We start from the raw sequence: 16,712 nt of genomic DNA on the forward strand, positions 1-16,712 counted from the left end.
GCTCAAAGCTCAAAGCTCAAAGCTCAAAGCTCAAAGCTCAAAGCTCAAAGCTCAAAGCTCAAAGCTCAAAGCTCAAAGCTCAAAGCTCAAAGCTCCATTCATCCTCTAAATTCACTGATTATCAAGATTATGTTTTGTGATGAATATAATACTAGCTACATTTCAAGCGTAATTACTATTATACATAATAGTATATCATTAAACCAAGCAATTATTAGTTAATAACATTAAAAAAACAACGATGAAAATCTCAAAAATTATTACTTCGGCGCTAATTGTAATGGCAACTACTGCTAGTGCATTTGCCCAAACTACAGATGAAGTTGTGGCAAAACACATTGAAGCAATGGGTGGATTGGAAAAATGGAAAGCTTTGAAGGGCTTAGAGATGAAAAATAAATTCTCGGTTCAAGGCATGGATATTGATAGTAAAACAGTCATTGTGAATGGTAAGTCTTTAAGAAGTGATGTTTCAGTAATGGGACAATCAATTATTACGGCTATAGATGGAGAAACAGGGTGGTCTGTTAGACCAGCAATGATGGGTGGAACAGGAGAACCTGAAGACATGCCTATTGCTATGATTCGAGAGTCTCGTAAGCAAGTAGATTTGGGTGGCTCTTTATTATATTATAAAGAAAAAGGTTCTACAGTAGAATTAGTGGGAACTGAAAAAGTAGATGGCGCTGATGTTTACAAGTTGAAACTGACAGAAAAAAATGGAGATGTTACCAACTTATATGTGTCGACATCAACATACTATACATTAAAAACATCAGGGAAACGTAAAGTACAAGGGCAAGAAATTGAAGCAGAAGTGACTTTCTCGAATTTTAAACAAATCGATGGACTAACTTTTCCTTATACAATGGAAACTGCAAACCCAATGGGAGGGACGATGACTATTGAAACGGAATCAATCAAATTGAACCCAACTATTGATGTGTCGATTTTTAAAAAACCAGCCAGCAAGTAATTGTAAGCAATAAGTTGTAAGCTTTACGATAACAGATAAAGAAAAACCTCTCAAGTTATTTAATACTTGAGAGGTTTTTCTTTGGGCTTTTAGTAATTTTACCATTATTTTTCATGAAAAACATAATCCATGTACAAATTTTTTCTCCAGCCTCTTTTATTTCAATTTGATGCTGAAAAAGCCCATCATATTACTTTTAGTTTAGTAAAATTCTTGTTTAAAATCCCTTTTGTTTCTTCGATTTTCAAAGCTCTCTATCATTATGAAAATCCAGTATTAGAAAGAGAAGTATTTGGATTGACATTCAAAAACCCTGTAGGGTTAGCTGCTGGTTTTGATAAAAATGCCCTCTTGGTTGACGAACTGTCTACCATGGGTTTTGGCTTTATAGAAATCGGGACACTCACGCCGAAACCACAACCGGGTAATGATAAACCTCGTTTGTTTCGTTTGAAAGAAGATGAAGCCCTCATCAACAGAATGGGTTTTAACAACGAAGGCGTAAAAGAAGCCGTTGTTAGATTAAAGCAAAGAAAATCTGACATTTTAATCGGGGGAAACATTGGCAAGAACAAAATAACGCCCAACGAAAATGCAGTGGATGATTACCTAATTTGTTTCCACGAATTATTCGATGTCGTTGATTATTTTGTGGTAAATGTAAGTTCGCCAAATACGCCTAATCTCAGGGCTTTACAAGAGAAAGAACCGTTGAAGAATTTACTACAAACATTGCAAACTGAAAATGAAAAACGGGCTAAGTCTAAACCCATTTTGTTGAAAATTGCACCAGATTTGACGGATTCTCAGTTAGATGATATTATCGAGATTGTCCAAGAAACGCATATTGCAGGCGTGATTGCTACCAATACTACCATTTCTCGTGAAGGATTAATGGCTGCGGAGGCATTGAAATCAGAAATGGGAGGATTGAGCGGAAAACCAGTCGAAAAGCGTTCTACAGAAGTGATTCGTTATTTATCAGAAAAATCAAATAAAGCATTCCCAATTATCGGAGTAGGGGGTATTCATTCTTCGAAAGATGCCATCGAAAAACTCAATGCTGGGGCCAGCTTAGTACAAATTTACACAGGCTTTATTTACGAAGGCCCAGCTTTGGCAAGTGAAATTAACAAGGCCATCGCAAAGGCTTAAAATGCTATAGAGAGAGGTTAATTACATAGAAAAGCCTTAAAAATTTTCTATGTAATTAATTACTTTCCAAGCCGACTTCTCAATCAATTTTCCAACAATATGCTTTTCTTTTGGAGGTGCCACATAAATACCATAAGCAGGTATTATGCCTTTAAAGTAATTGAAGTGGTTTTTAATTAAAGAAATTCTATATTGTTGCAGGATTTGTTTCAAAGCCTGCTGGTTTTTATTACTTGATAATTTAAGGTGTTTTGAAACCAACTTTGGCTTCTCAGGATTATATCCACTGAAATGAAAGAATACTAAAGGGTTAATATCATTCACAAAATAGCTGCCATCTTTAACACTTAACTCCCGTTCTTGAAAATTCCAATACGCTATATTTAAGCCAGGATTGTAATCTATTAATACTTTATCATAAAAAACGGGTACAAAATTTAAACAAAGCTGATCAGCTCCCATTCCTTTACAATAATCAAGATAACCGTATTTGTTTAAATGAGTTTGCCACCAATCCAAGAACTTCAATGTATTTTCCGTTCGCTTAAAAGCAATAAAACCTGCATTATACAAACCTGCATTCAAGTACTGCTTTTCATTCCAACGCTCAGATAACGGAATCTCCTTCGTAATATGCGGTGTAATGATAATATCATGTTCATCAAGATTCTTTTCAACATCCTCAAGCGACCTGTACAGGTAAATATCCGTATCTAAATAAATCAGTTTCTCTAAAGCTGGATATATAGCTAACAAATGAAGGGCAAAAATAGGCTTTAACGCACAGGCAAGCTCAAGGGTGATAAATTTAGTGCTATAATCTTCCAGAGCAGGAAAGTTGATGCTTTCTACAGGAATAATTTTATAGGGAATTTCGAAATCAAGTACGGGTATTTTATCAGCAAGACAGATGATAAACTCGTAATCAGGGTTAGTCTTTTCGATAGATTCCCCCAACGTCAGGGCTTGATATAGATAATTAGAAGTACAAACGGTATATATTAATTTCATGGGTAAGGGTTTTCATTATTCAAATAAATCACCAAAAGCCGCAATATAAGGTGCTTTCCATGAAGCCTCTTGGTCTTTATAGCGATGATATGCGCCCGTTATTAATAATTTCATAACAGGTAAAATTCTTAGTAAATGAAATATAGGTAGGGTAGCTCTAGTTTCATAAAAATCTATGACGGAATCTATCTTTTTTAAATTATTACTTACTATTAAACCATTTTTTTGACCCAAATATTGTTTAATGATGGTTCTTAAATAGCTATATTCATCTCTTTTCTGAATAAAAGGAGCAAGTTTTTCAGCCCTTGGACGCGCTAGTCGTTCTTTTAAACTTAATACCTTGCCTTGTTGTACTGCCCTAGTGCCTACTTGCTGCGCTTCATGCTGACGGTACGAAATTAACGGCTTATCAATCAATCCAATGCCATTAAACATACAAGCTATCAACGTTAGCCAGCCGTCATGAATCATTGGTGGCTTGAATGCAGGAAATGGTTGGCAAAATGTTAATAATTCTTTCTTAAAAGCTAGCATACAGCCAGCTACTCTATTCCCATGAAGATTAACCTCAAGTGCCTCTCCTTGTTGCCAAGCCTCTATTTGCGGAGCATTTAATCTTACTTTTTGCCAAAAGGTTTGTCCTAAATCCTTCCCTTTTTCATCAATCAATTTAGCATTAGAGAATACGGCTAACTTTGAAAGATTTGTTTGAAAATAATTATGAATAATGGATAGTTTTTCAGGGTGCCAAAGGTCGTCTTGATCACATAAAGTAATGATATCACTGGTACAAAGAGAAATTGCTTTTTCGAAATTTTTACTAACCTTCAGAGGCGTTGCATTCCGAATAAAAGTGATGTTGAGGAGGCTTTTGAATTCATTTACAATACTTTCTGTATCATCAGTAGAGCAATCGTCTGTAATAATGATTTCGTTTGGTAAAAGCTTTTGATTCGCAATGCTTTGAAGTTGTTCTCTTAAAAACTTAGCACCATTGTATGTACACAAAGCTATTGAAATGGTCTTCAAAATGTATGAATTTAGTTTGTAAAACGTTGTATATGAACGATTGGTGAGTTGTGAGTAGTAAGCTGCTGCATTTTAAAGTATTGATACAGCATTTTAATTCATAACTCTTCATTCACAACTGTATGACTCATAGTCGGAGTCACCACTGTAACAAAATTAAGGATTTTTGACCAAATAGATGCATATTCTCTTTAGTGGATACGAATTTGTATTAAAACTTATGTAGGTTACTAAATCAAATTAGTTTTTAATGATTGAACTTACCTTTCTTTTGTCACGAGGTCAGTACCTACTATCGTGCAAGCAGTAATAATATAATTGCTTGTTTTTCAGGGTAATATGTTTGATGATATGCTATTTATCCCTTTTTACTGCCCAATTTTGAAAATATGTGAATTATGTAAGGTTATTCTTTAATGATGTAAGGTTATTGTCGAATAAGATGCTCACCTTTACAGATAGTTTTATATTAAATTCAAGTAAAACCAAAATTAAGCATGGAGACAGGAGAAATAGAAAAATCAAAAGCGCACATCATTATTGAAATCATAGAATATATTCCTAACGCAGTAGTAAGCAAAACGATTATAAAAAAAATAACGGGTAATATTACCGCATCGTCTTTTGATGCAGGGGAAGAATTAGCTGAAAAAACATCTCCTTTCGATAATTATATTCAAATTATAGATGGCGCAGCCGAAGTAATTATTAGTGGAAAAATACATAGATTAAAGTTGGGCGAAGGTATTATTATTCCCGCTCATGCTTCGCATATATTTAATGCAAATGTACAATTTAAAATGATTTCGACTGTGATAAAAAGTGGTTACGAAGACTAAATGAATGGATAAAAATGACACTATATATTAAATACATGGTCAGTTTACGATGTAAAATGATAGTGAAAGATGTGTTAAAAACACTTGTGCTACATTTTATCGTGGTTGATTTGGGGGAAGTTGAAATCATGGAAGATATTTCTGTAGAACAAACAAAGCAATTAAAGATTGCTTTGCTAAGTGCAGGGCTTGAACTAATAGATGACAAAAAATCTGAATTGATTGAAAAACTAAAAATTGCCATTAAAGAGATGGTCTACCATAATGACGAGGAAACGGGCAAAACAAATATTTCAGACTATTTAAGTGAAAAACTAAATCAAGAGTATACACATCTGGCTAATCTATTTTCAGAAGTACAAGGCACTACCATTGAGCAATTTATCATTGCTCAAAAAGTAGAACGCATCAAAGAATTAATTATTTATGGCGAACTAAACTTTACAAAAATCGCCTATAAAATGAATTATAGTAGTGTAGCTCATTTATCTAATCAATTTAAAAAAGTAACTGGGCTTTCTCCTTCTCATTTTAAAGAATTAAAAGAAAAGAGACAAAATACCATTCTGGAAACTACAAATTAAGAAGCATTTTCTGCTAATTGAATTAAGAATATATCTTTTATTTATCTACAAACACGCTTTCTAAAAAAAGCCTTAGCAACCTATGACGAAGCCTGTATAAAATAGAAACAATGAAAACCTTAAAAAAACAAGAATCCGCGTACGCTAGAAGTTTGATAGAAGCTAATTTGAATGCAATGGTCATCATTAGTACTGATGGGAAAATTGTTGATATGAATGAGGTTTTTGTAAATATAACAGGCAAAGTACGCGAAGAAGTAATCGATACAGATTTTGTGGTTTATTGTACTGAACCTCAAAAAGCCCGTGAAATTTATCAGGAAATATTTGCGAAGGGTTTCGTTTCTGATTTTCAACTCACCATCATTGACCATAAGCTTACGGATGTCATTTTTAATGGTTATGTCTATAAAGATGAAGCTGGCGAAGTGCTGGGGGCTGTAATAATGGCAAGGGATATTGCTTCTCAAAAAAAGATTGAAAAAGAATTGAATGAAGCAAAGATATTTGCAGAAGAAGCACAAAGCAAAGCCGAAAGTGCTACGCAAATTGCTGAAAATGCAGTAAAAGCCAAACAGCAATTTTTATCAAATATGAGCCATGAGATTCGTACACCGATGAATGCTATTATTGGGTTTACAAAAGTAGTCTTGAAAACAGAATTGACAGCCAAACAAAAAGAGTACCTGACGGCCATAAAAATGAGTGGTGATGCCTTAATTGTACTGATTAATGATATCCTAGACTTAGCCAAGGTAGATGCTGGCAAAATGACCTTTGAGCAAACCCCTTTTAAATTGGCATTATCTATCTCAGCGATGCTTCATTTATTTGAAACTAAGATTCAGGAAAAAAACTTAGTACTTGTTACCGAATACGATGATAATATTCCAGAAGTATTGATTGGTGACCCAGTGCGTTTACATCAAATCATTCTTAATTTGGTAAGTAATGCCGTGAAATTCACCACTAAAGGTAAAATTACGGTGAGTGTCCGTTTGCTCTCTGAAGATGAAGAAAATGTAAGTATTGAATTTACCGTAGCAGATACAGGTATTGGTATTACGGAAGATAAAATCGAAAAGATATTTGAGAATTTCCAACAAGCCTCTAGTGGAACATCAAGGTTATATGGCGGGACAGGTTTAGGGCTTGCCATTGTAAAACAATTATTAGACTTACAGGGCGTAAAAGTTATTGTAAAAAGTAAAGTGGATGAAGGGTCTTCATTTAGTTTTTTATTGAGTTTTCAAAAAACAAATGCGGAAGCTGAATTAGAAACGAAGATAATGGAACTGAATACAGAAATTAAAAACATCAATGTATTGGTCGTTGAAGATATGGCGCTCAATCAATTATTGATGAAAACATTATTAGATGATTTCGGCTTTGAATGTGATATTACCGCCAATGGGAAATTAGCCATTGATAAACTAGAGACAAAATCATACGATATTATTTTGATGGATTTGCAAATGCCTGAAATGAATGGTTTTGAAGCTACTGATTATATAAGGAATACGATGAAATCTCAAATTCCTATTATTGCTTTAACGGCTGATGTCACCACGGTTGACTTGGCAAAGTGTAATGCAGTAGGAATGAATGATTATCTGGCTAAACCCGTTGATGAGCGAATCTTATACAGTAAAATCATTGGCTTAGTCAACAAAAAGATACCTTTTAAAGCTACTGATATAGGAGGAAATGAAAACAGTGCAATAAAAAAGGCTAAATATGTAGATCTTGATTATTTGGTACATCGAACAAAATCGAATCCAAAATTGATGATGGAAATGATTTCGCTCTATTTATTACAGACACCTCCATTAATCTACACGATGAAACAAAGCCTATTAGATAAAGACTGGCAATTATTATATTCGGCCATGCACAAAATAATTCCTTCTTTTTCAATCATGGGAATTAGTGCAGACTTTGAAGAAATGGCCAAAAAAATTCAAGCATACGCCAGCCGACTAGAACAAACAGATGGTATACAAGATTTGGTATTGCAACTCGAAAAAGTATGCTTGCAAGCCTGTAAAGAATTGGAAGAAGAACTTAAAAGAATTAAAGAAATTAAGTAACTGCTGCCTTAATGATTATTTATAGTTAAATTATAGTTGACATACATTCAGCTAATAAATAATGAAAAACGAAAATAAAATTAGAATTTTCCTAGTAGATGATGATATCGTGTTTTTGAAATCACTAGAAATAGAATTCCTTCAACTAGATACATTTATCGTTGAAACGTATGTTACAGGCGAGCTTTGTATAGAAAACTTATCGCATAAACCCGATATCATTATTTTAGATTATCTGCTAGATGGGATTGATAAAAATGCTATGAATGGAATACAAGCATTAGATGAAATAAAAACTTTTGATGCTAAAATTCCAGTAATAATGTTGTCTCAACAAGATAGAATAGACGTGGCCGTAATCTGTATGCACCACAAGGCTTATGATTATGTGGTAAAGAGCGAAACAGCTTTTTTGCGGTTACAACAAATTATTTCAACGATATTTAAGTACCATAAAATGGAAAATGAGTTGAATTGGTATATGGACAGGATGTAATATCAACGAATAACAGAAGAAATAAATAGCATTTTATAACGCTTTAACTTGCTAAATCTTCCCACCCTTTTGCGTTGTCTGGAATAATTAGTGACAACGTAAACCAACTTGATAGATAAGGTATGAAATTATTTATAAAATACATGGTCAGCTATCGTTGTAAAATGGTGGTGAAAGCAGAGTTGAAAACACTTGGATTGCATTATGTAAATGTAAATTTAGGTGAAGTAGAAATTATGGAAAATATCACCCAAGAACAACATAACCAAATTAAAAACGCCCTTGCAAAATCGGGACTAGAACTAATGGATGATAAAAAAGCTATGTTAATCGAAAAAATAAAGAATGTAGTTGTTGAGATGGTTCATTATACGGATGAATTGCCTAAAATCAACTTTTCAATTTATTTAAGTGAAAAACTTAAATACGATTATACTTATTTATCTAATCTTTTTTCTGAAACGGAAGGCACTACTGTTGAACAGTATATTCTTCTTCATAAAATTGAGCGAGTAAAAGAACTAATCATTTATGATGAGCTAAATCTTACTGAAATAGCTACTAAACTACATTATAGTAGTGTGGCTCATCTTTCTAATCAATTCAAAAAGATGACTGGTTTAACCCCATCATATTTTAAAGCCCTTAAACTCAAAAAAAGAAGTACCCTCGAAAATCTGTGAATGATGTAACTATTTCCCAAAATCATGTAAGGCTTTCTAGTTTTTTATACCCCACCTTTACACTAAATACTAAAAATCAAGCTATAAAAACTAAAAAGATGAAAAAACTTAAATCGTATATTTTAATCACGATGGTATTGGTGCTGGTAATGCCTTTTACTGTAAAAGCGGAAGTTGCTGAACCTGAGAAAACAGCCACAGAAAAAGCAGCATCAACAACAGCAAGCACTTTAATGAACAGATTAGAAGAAATCAAGGCTATGGATAAATCGAACATGAGTTCGGTAGAGAAAAAAGCCTTGCGAAAAGAAGTCCGTTCAATTAAAAAGTCATTAAAAGAAGTAGGCGGTGGCGTATATCTTTCAGTAGGAGCCATCATCATTATCGTACTATTACTGATTCTTTTACTGTAGTACAGCATAATATACGTTGGCTTGTGAGTCTGTACGCAACCTGTCAGATTAATTGTGTATTAATTCACAAGCCGATGTTAGTACCAATAATCTCAAAACTTATTTCTATCACTACAATCAATAAAGAAAAATCCATACAACTATTAAAATCTCTGGTTGAAATGAATAATGAGAGCATAGAAAGCAATGAAACAGCAACCAACGATTGAAACATACGAAACAGATTTAAAGGTGTTATTTCCTTTGTTGAAACAAACTAAGGAACTTTGTAAAATAAAAGTAAACTGATAGATGAAATTTATGACCTTGGAGGTATACCAACCAAGGAAATAAAGGCAACGAGTAAATTTTTTAAATTTTTTATGGATTTGAAAGCAATGCTTACAGGGAATTACCGCAAAGCAATGTTAAATGTCTGTTCACATAACGAAGACGAAGTCATTAATGCTTATAGAAGAGCCTTGAAGAATAATTTAGAAGATATCTTTACTTATCAACGCATTATGATTAATGCCCAACAAAGGTTAGTTAAAACTGACTATGCCCGAATAATAGCATTATGCAATAAATCGAATAAGTATTTATTTATGGTAAATAGATAAATTAAGACAACTACGTATGCTGGATACCGTCAGCTAAGGTAGATGCTATTTACAACATACTTAAAAGGCTGAACAATGGGCTATAGTTTGTCATTAAAATTGTCATGGAATGATGGCTCCTTCCTGCGTGATGTTTAGGAAAGGAATAATATATTTACGATGAATCAATAGGTGATAAAAAATATCGAATGATATGATGTACATCATGTATTGTCACAATACAATGGGTTAGCTTGCACGAGATTAATACGTGTCGGCTATCCCATTGTATTTTGTGAATGAAGAAGGCCGTCAATCACAAGGAAATTAGACAATATATAATGCAGATATTACCCGCAAATAACTTTTGGCAATTTGAGCCAACGTATTGGTTTCAGCAATTGAATGCCACCGACAAAGGACTTTCGCAGGTTGAAGCGAATAAAAAATTGCTACAATCACCGCATCACAAAAAAACAAAGTCTTCTTTCGAAAAAGATTTGGGTCTTTTTATCGGACAATTCAAAAGTCCGCTGATGCTTTTATTGATTGGTGCTGTCATCCTCTCTGCTTTCCTTGGCGACACTTCCGATGTTTTTATCATACTTTTTATCGTAATTTCTACTGGATTAATGAGTTTTTTTCAAGAGAGAAATGCAGGGAAAGTAGTCGAGAAATTGCAATCCATGATTTCGCTGAAAAGCAATGTACTTAGAGATGGCGAAGTACAACAAGTTGACTCATCAAACATAGTGGCTGGCGATATTCTTTTGTTTAAAGCTGGTGATATGATTCCGGCAGACTGTTTATTAATTGAAGCCAATGAATTACACGTCAATGAATCGAGCCTTACTGGAGAGTCTTACCCAGTAAGAAAAGAAGTTGGCATCTTAGCCGAACATACCGAATTAGCAAAACGAACAAACTGTTTATGGGAGGGCTCCAACATTGTTAGTGGAAATGCCAAGGCACTGGTTATCAATACAGGGACTGACACTATATTTGGAAGCATTGCCCAAAGCATCAATACCATAAAGGAAACCACTTTTGAAAAAGGCATTAAAGACTTCGGCTATTTCCTCATGAAAATCACCTTAGTACTCTCTTTTTTTATTTTAATAGTCAATCTAGTCAATCATAAAAGCGTTATTGATTCTGCCTTGTTTGCTTTGGCCTTGGCTGTTGGTATGGCTCCAGAATTACTGCCCGCCATCACAACTATCGCTATGAGTGCCGGAGCAAAACGAATGCTAGAGAAGAAAGTAATCGTGAAGAAATTGGCTTCTATTCAGAACCTAGGCGAAGTGAATTTATTATGCACCGATAAAACAGGGACTATTACCGAAGGTGCTATCAAGGTAGCAGGATTATTAGATGGTTTTGGAGAACAAAGTGAATTTGTAAAACTCTTGGCTTTTTGGAATGCCTCATTTGAAACAGGTTATACCAACCCCATTGATGAAGCCCTGAAAGGATTAAACCTCAAGCCCGAAGAAACAGTCAAAAAAATTGGAGAAGTACCCTATGATTTTATTCGTAAAAGATTAAGTATTGCCGTTCAGACAAATAGCGAAAGCCTACTGATTTGTAAAGGGGCTTTTACACAAATATTCAATATTTGTTCAAAAGTAAAGTTAACGAATGGCTCAATAGCTGACCTATCAGATTATCAAACAGTTATTGAGCAAAAATTTGAAGAATTTGGTCTCAGTGGTATGCGTGCTATTGGATTATGCTATAAAAATATTGAAAAAGATGATATATCAAAAGAAGATGAAAAAGACATGATTTTTGCAGGATTTGTCTTGCTTCAAGACCCTGTAAAAGAAGGAATCATTGAGACCATCGATGAATTGAAAAAATTAGCAGTAAACCTGAAAATCATTACTGGCGATAATAAAAATGTAGCAAAGTCTATTGCATTGAGTATTGGTATCAAAAATCCAGTAGTGATGACAGGAGAGTCCCTCATTAACACCAGTCCAGAAGCCTTAAAACTCTTGGTAAAGAAAACGCATATTTTTGCAGAGGTAGAACCACAACAAAAAGAAAGAATAATACTTGCCCTCAGAAAAACGTACACTGTTGCTTATATGGGCGATGGTATCAATGATGTATCGGCCATTAATGCTGCCGACGTAGGAATTTCCGTAGAAAATGCAGTAGATGTAGCCAGAGAAGCCGCAGACTTTGTTTTGTTAGAAAAAAATCTAATGGTTGTTGTAGATGGAATTAAAGAAGGACGAAAAACCTTTGCTAATACCTTGAAGTACATTTTTATTAATACAGGCTCTACTTTTGGTAATATGTTTAGTGTAGCGATAGCCTCGTTATTGTTGCCTTTTTTACCAATGTTGCCCAAGCAAATTTTACTGACCAATTTCATTACTGATTTCCCTTATTTAACGGTTGCTTCTGATAATGTTGACCAAGAGCAATTAAATAAACCCGGAAAATGGGATTTAAAATTTATCCGAAACTACATGGTCATTTTTGGAATACATAGCTCGTTGTTTGATGTGATTACCTTTCTGACGCTTTTGTATGTATTAAAGGTGAAGGAATCTGCTTTTCAAACAGCTTGGTTTATTGAATCTATCCTAACAGAATTGTTTATCCTATTTATCATTAGGACACACAAAAACTTCTTTAAAAGTAAACCCGGTAGTTACTTGTTTATCCTGAGCATCGTGGGGCTTGTTCTTACAATTGCTATGCCTTATCTGCCCTTTGCCAACGAGGTAGGCTTGGTTCCGTTACCTTTCTTAAATCTTGGATTGATGCTTTTGATTGTGGCGACTTATATTATCACAGCCGACTTATTGAAGGTATGGTTTTTTAAGAAATATAGAAGTAATTGATAATGATGCTTTTAAAATCTATTAATAATACTATAATGAGTCAATCAAAAACAAAAAAAATAAAGAAGATTGCGGTAATGACATCAGGCGGGGATGTCCCTGGGCTGAACGCCTGTATCAGAGCCGTAGTAAGGACTGCAATCTTTCATCAATTGAAAGTTGTAGGTATTCAACATGGCTTTGAAGGATTAATCGCTGGAGATTTTATCCACCTTCAAGCACAAAGTGTAAGCAATATTATACAGTTGGGAGGTACTATTCTTAAATCTTCCAGAAGTGAACTGTTCAAAACAAAAGAAGGGAGATTAATAGCGTATGAAAACATCAAAAAAGAAAAGATTGATGCCATAGTGCTTATTGGGGGCGACGGCTCATTTGCGGGTGTAAAAGCTTTTATTGAAGAATATGCTGATATTCCTTTTATTGGTATCCCTAAAACAATTGATAACGATATTGCTGGGACGGATGTTTGTATAGGTTATGATACAGCATTGAACACTGCAATGGAGGCAATTGATAAAATTAGAGATACGGCTGAGTCGCATGAACGAATATTTTTGGTAGAGGTGATGGGTAGAGATTCTGGTTATATTGCCTATGGAGCTGGACTTGCCTCTGGCGCTGAGTCTATCTTAATTCCTGAATCAAAAGCAGATATTGAAAACCTTGAGAATATCCTCAAAAAAGGGTGGAATAGAAAAAAAGCCTCATTAATCATAGTTGTTGCAGAGGGAGATGAAAATGGAGGAGCCAATAAAACGGCTGAAATGGTTAGAAAATATATGCCCACTCATTACATAGGCATTTGTATTTTGGGGCATATCCAAAGAGGAGGTAGCCCGTCGGCTGCGGACAGAATCCTTGCTTCAAAATTTGGGTACACAGCCGTGGTTGCTTTATTAGAAGGCAAACAAAATGTAATGGTAGGCTTGCAAAAAAATGAGCTTTGCTTTACGCCATTTGAAGCTGTCAGAAAACAACATCTCGACATAAACCAGAGTACATTAAATATGTTGAATACCTTAACTAGTTAAAGGTATTCAACTTTTTTATTTTAAGCTGCTTCATTGCCTTTCAATATCATTTTACAAATGATTGACGAGTAAATAGTTAAAGAATAAATCTGCTTTTTAGCCCTTCAAAAATAGTTGAATCTGTGAATGATGCAACAAATTTAAAAAGTTGTGTAACACATGCTAATGTCGATTTGCCAACCTTTGTATTAGATAGTTCAATCAGCATTAAATCGAATGATAAGTATGGAAGATTATGGATTAGAAAAATCAAAAGCACACATCATTGTTGAAATCATAGAATATTTATCCAATACTGTGGTCAGCAAGACAATCATTAAAAGGTCAACAGGAAATATCACCATCTCTTCTTTAGACGCTGGAGAAGAATTATCACCAAAAAAACTTCCTTACGATATATATATTCAGATTATTGATGGTTCAGCAGAGTTAATGATAAATGATAAAAAGATTAAGCTAAAATTAGGCGAGGGAATTATTATCCCTGCCCATTCAACTTACCGTTTTAATGCGAATGTACAGTTTAAAATGATTTCAACCATTATTAAAAGTGGCTACGAAGACTAATTGAAAGCCCCACAAAAATGAAAACCACAAAAAAAATATTATTAATCGAAGATGACAAAGATGACCAAAGGTTTTTTATAGAAGCCTTGAGTGAGATACTCGAAGTTCGTCTGTTTGGACTGGCAAATAATGGAAAAGAAGCTTTAGAACAATTAGAAAAGGCAGAAATACTTCCAGATTTAATTTTTACAGACATCAATATGCCTATTATGGGCGGTATTGAGTGTTTTAGTGAAATTTTAAATAACCCCCGAATTAAAAATATACCAGTGGTTTTTCTTACCAATGATATGGCTAGGATTAAAGATATCCTTCAGCTTGGAGCAAAAACATTTATCAATAAACCTTCTGATGAAAGAATACTTTGTCAGAAAATCAGACAAGCAATTCAGCAAGAGCTTAAACCTAATTTAATGCCAACAGGGAGCTTTTTTAAGGGATTATCAAATAAATCAATTTTTGAGCAAAACGCTCCGGCACAATTATTTTTTACAGCTAATCCTTAAACTTTATGAAAACCGAAAGTGAACTTAACGACGAGATTCTGAAAATTACGATGCTTATCCATGAGAAATTTCCTGAACTATCAAAATATGTTGAAGAAATGCCTATAAGTGTCCCAGATGTTGTTAATCCAGCGGTAAATCAGAAAAATTTACAAGATTATTACGATTCTTTATTAGCATTATTGAAAAAGTACAATACCAATCATAATCGTGGAATTACAGAATAATAGGGCTACTTAACCTCTAAACCTATATTATTCAAATAATATTATATACAAAAACAACATCAAGAATAATGACTACAAAAAAGAAATTGGGTATCTGGATGGATCACTCAACAGCCAATTTAATGGAATATAGCAATATTTTCATTGAGCGTAAAATAATAACATCTGATTTTACGCATGAAGAAAAAGAGCAAAGCTTAAGTAAAAGCGAAAATATTATGCATAACAAGGAACAGCACCTTGAAATGGGTTTTTATAAAAAAATAGCTACAGAAATAATAGGGTATGATGAAGTACTACTATTTGGGCCAACGGATGCAAAAGTCGAATTGTTTAATATTTTGAATCAAGACCAGCATTATAAGAACATTAAGATTGAAGTAAAAACAAGTGATAAAATGACTGATAACCAACAGGTGGCTTATGTAAGAAATTATTTTAATAGGCTTTGAAGCTAAATAATCTAAAATAATATGTCGAAAGAGAAAGAAGGTAAAGAAAAAACAGGCAAAAAAGCGCCTGTAAAGAACCTAAAGGAGAAAAGAGAGGCCAAGGCCGCTAAACGTAAAGAAAAAGGTAGCGAAGCTTAATATAAATTTTACTAACGTCAGCAACCCTATTATGATAGAAGTAATCAAAACAGGTATTCTTTTGGGAAAAACCACTTTGGGTTTTGAAAATGAAGGAGTGCTCAATCCAGCAATATACAGAGAAGGCGAATATGTACATCTTTTTTATAGGGCCGTTAGCCAAGGGAATTATTCAAGTATTGGATATTGTAAATTGAAAGGTCCTTTGGTTGTTGACTCTCGTTCAGAATCACCAATACTTTTCCCTCAGTTTGAGTATGAGTCGCACGGTGTTGAAGACCCAAGAATTGTAAAAATTGATGATTTATATTACCTGACCTACACTGCCTATGATGGCGTAAATGCTTTAGGAGCGTTGGCTACTTCAACTGATTTAGTAAATTTTGAAAAAAAGGGAATCATCGTACCTCAAATTACTTATGATGAATTTAGGCGACTTTCTGAAGCTAAAAATGCATTAGATGACAAGTACCCAAGGTATAATCAACATCTTGGAATTATTGAAAAAGAAGGTAAACAATTTCTTCTTTGGGATAAAAACGTAATATTTTTCCCTAGAAAGATAAACGACAAGCTTTGCTTTTTACATCGTATAAAACCAGATATTCAAATTGTAGTGGGTATCAATCATTTAGAGGAGCTTACTAGTGAATTCTGGCAAAATTACTTTCTTCATCTGGACGAAAACATTGTGCTTACCCCAAAATTTGACCATGAAGTAAGTTATATAGGAGGAGGCTGTCCGCCAATAGAAACAGAACATGGTTGGTTGTTGATATATCATGGTGTTCAAGATACCATAAAGGGATATGTATATTCAGCTTGTGCGGCATTGCTCGACTTACAGAATCCACAAAAGGAAATAGCTCGTTTACCTTATCCATTATTCAGACCTGACCAAGCTTGGGAGCTTGATGGAGAAGTAAATAATGTTTGTTTCCCGACGGGAACAGCCTTGTTTGGCGATACGCTCTATATTTATTACGGTGCTGCCGACGAACAAATAGCTTGTGCTTCCCTGAGTTTAACCGCACTCGTGAAAGAGTTAATGCATAACACACAATAAA

General features: G+C 34.1%; 20 protein-coding genes. 17 read left to right on the forward strand and 3 right to left on the reverse strand.

Annotation, left to right across the window (positions count from 1 at the left end):
• The 3 genes from J2Y60_RS08090 to J2Y60_RS08100 all read left to right on the forward strand — a co-directional run.
• On the forward strand, window positions 1–222 hold a 222-nt coding region (locus J2Y60_RS08090), incomplete at its 5' end, for a hypothetical protein (protein WP_309923312.1).
• 19 nt (window positions 223–241) lie between these two features.
• Window positions 242–976, forward strand: coding sequence for an outer membrane lipoprotein-sorting protein (locus J2Y60_RS08095; protein WP_309923310.1), 735 nt, complete (start codon window positions 242–244; stop codon window positions 974–976).
• A gap of 129 nt (window positions 977–1,105) precedes the next feature.
• The gene (locus J2Y60_RS08100; protein WP_309923308.1) at window positions 1,106–2,131 is read left to right on the forward strand and encodes a quinone-dependent dihydroorotate dehydrogenase; all 1,026 of its coding nucleotides are present in this window, start codon (window positions 1,106–1,108) and stop codon (window positions 2,129–2,131) included.
• A gap of 36 nt (window positions 2,132–2,167) precedes the next feature.
• On the opposite strand, the gene J2Y60_RS08105 is transcribed toward J2Y60_RS08100, so the two are convergent.
• Window positions 2,168–3,142, reverse strand: a complete 975-nt coding sequence (locus tag J2Y60_RS08105) for a hypothetical protein (RefSeq protein WP_309923306.1) — start codon at window positions 3,140–3,142, stop codon at window positions 2,168–2,170.
• Window positions 3,143–3,157: 15 nt separating this feature from the next.
• Window positions 3,158–4,174 (reverse strand): glycosyltransferase family 2 protein, encoded by a 1,017-nt coding sequence (locus J2Y60_RS08110; protein WP_309923305.1) that lies wholly within the window; start codon window positions 4,172–4,174, stop codon window positions 3,158–3,160.
• A 497-nt stretch (window positions 4,175–4,671) separates the two neighbouring features.
• Between J2Y60_RS08110 and J2Y60_RS08115 the strand changes: the two genes are divergently transcribed.
• The 6 genes from J2Y60_RS08115 to J2Y60_RS08140 all read left to right on the forward strand — a co-directional run bounded on the left by J2Y60_RS08115 (window position 4,672) and on the right by J2Y60_RS08140 (window position 9,279).
• Window positions 4,672–5,013, forward strand: a complete 342-nt coding sequence (locus tag J2Y60_RS08115) for a cupin domain-containing protein (RefSeq protein ID WP_309923303.1) — start codon at window positions 4,672–4,674, stop codon at window positions 5,011–5,013.
• A 14-nt stretch (window positions 5,014–5,027) separates the two neighbouring features.
• The gene (locus J2Y60_RS08120) at window positions 5,028–5,597 is read left to right on the forward strand and encodes an AraC family transcriptional regulator (RefSeq protein ID WP_309923301.1); all 570 of its coding nucleotides are present in this window, start codon (window positions 5,028–5,030) and stop codon (window positions 5,595–5,597) included.
• A 110-nt stretch (window positions 5,598–5,707) separates the two neighbouring features.
• Window positions 5,708–7,687, forward strand: a complete 1,980-nt coding sequence (locus tag J2Y60_RS08125) for an ATP-binding protein (protein WP_309923299.1) — start codon at window positions 5,708–5,710, stop codon at window positions 7,685–7,687.
• 61 nt (window positions 7,688–7,748) lie between these two features.
• Window positions 7,749–8,183 (forward strand): response regulator, encoded by a 435-nt coding sequence (locus tag J2Y60_RS08130; RefSeq protein WP_309923297.1) that lies wholly within the window; start codon window positions 7,749–7,751, stop codon window positions 8,181–8,183.
• A gap of 122 nt (window positions 8,184–8,305) precedes the next feature.
• Window positions 8,306–8,866, forward strand: a complete 561-nt coding sequence (locus J2Y60_RS08135) for an AraC family transcriptional regulator (RefSeq protein ID WP_309923295.1) — start codon at window positions 8,306–8,308, stop codon at window positions 8,864–8,866.
• Between the two features lie 98 nt (window positions 8,867–8,964).
• Complete coding sequence (locus J2Y60_RS08140; protein ID WP_309923293.1) at window positions 8,965–9,279, forward strand: hypothetical protein; 315 nt, start codon at window positions 8,965–8,967, stop codon at window positions 9,277–9,279.
• Between the two features lie 64 nt (window positions 9,280–9,343).
• Here the strand turns inward: J2Y60_RS08140 and J2Y60_RS08145 are convergent, their stop codons facing one another.
• The gene (locus J2Y60_RS08145) at window positions 9,344–9,493 is read right to left on the reverse strand and encodes a hypothetical protein (protein WP_309923291.1); all 150 of its coding nucleotides are present in this window, start codon (window positions 9,491–9,493) and stop codon (window positions 9,344–9,346) included.
• A gap of 73 nt (window positions 9,494–9,566) precedes the next feature.
• Between J2Y60_RS08145 and J2Y60_RS08150 the strand changes: the two genes are divergently transcribed.
• From J2Y60_RS08150 to J2Y60_RS08185, 8 genes are all read left to right on the forward strand, one after another.
• Window positions 9,567–9,881, forward strand: coding sequence for a DUF2383 domain-containing protein (locus J2Y60_RS08150; protein WP_309959314.1), 315 nt, complete (start codon window positions 9,567–9,569; stop codon window positions 9,879–9,881).
• 320 nt (window positions 9,882–10,201) lie between these two features.
• A complete protein-coding gene (gene mgtA / locus J2Y60_RS08155) occupies window positions 10,202–12,721 on the forward strand; it encodes a magnesium-translocating P-type ATPase (protein ID WP_309923289.1) in 2,520 nt (839 codons plus the stop codon).
• Window positions 12,722–12,780: 59 nt separating this feature from the next.
• Window positions 12,781–13,755, forward strand: coding sequence for a 6-phosphofructokinase (gene pfkA / locus J2Y60_RS08160; protein ID WP_409014219.1), 975 nt, complete (start codon window positions 12,781–12,783; stop codon window positions 13,753–13,755).
• A 225-nt stretch (window positions 13,756–13,980) separates the two neighbouring features.
• Entirely contained in the window at window positions 13,981–14,322 is a 342-nt protein-coding gene (locus tag J2Y60_RS08165) for a cupin domain-containing protein (protein WP_309923285.1), read from the forward strand.
• A 17-nt stretch (window positions 14,323–14,339) separates the two neighbouring features.
• Window positions 14,340–14,828, forward strand: coding sequence for a response regulator (locus J2Y60_RS08170; RefSeq protein WP_309923283.1), 489 nt, complete (start codon window positions 14,340–14,342; stop codon window positions 14,826–14,828).
• Window positions 14,829–14,833: 5 nt separating this feature from the next.
• Window positions 14,834–15,055, forward strand: a complete 222-nt coding sequence (locus J2Y60_RS08175) for a hypothetical protein (protein ID WP_309923281.1) — start codon at window positions 14,834–14,836, stop codon at window positions 15,053–15,055.
• A 68-nt stretch (window positions 15,056–15,123) separates the two neighbouring features.
• Entirely contained in the window at window positions 15,124–15,507 is a 384-nt protein-coding gene (locus tag J2Y60_RS08180) for a hypothetical protein (RefSeq protein WP_309923279.1), read from the forward strand.
• A gap of 169 nt (window positions 15,508–15,676) precedes the next feature.
• Window positions 15,677–16,711 (forward strand): hypothetical protein, encoded by a 1,035-nt coding sequence (locus J2Y60_RS08185; RefSeq protein ID WP_309923276.1) that lies wholly within the window; start codon window positions 15,677–15,679, stop codon window positions 16,709–16,711.
• Window position 16,712: the final 1 nt, after the last annotated feature.

The sequence above is a fragment of the Arcicella sp. BE140 genome (assembly GCF_031456255.1).
In the GTDB taxonomy this organism is placed as follows: domain Bacteria; phylum Bacteroidota; class Bacteroidia; order Cytophagales; family Spirosomataceae; genus Arcicella; species Arcicella aquatica.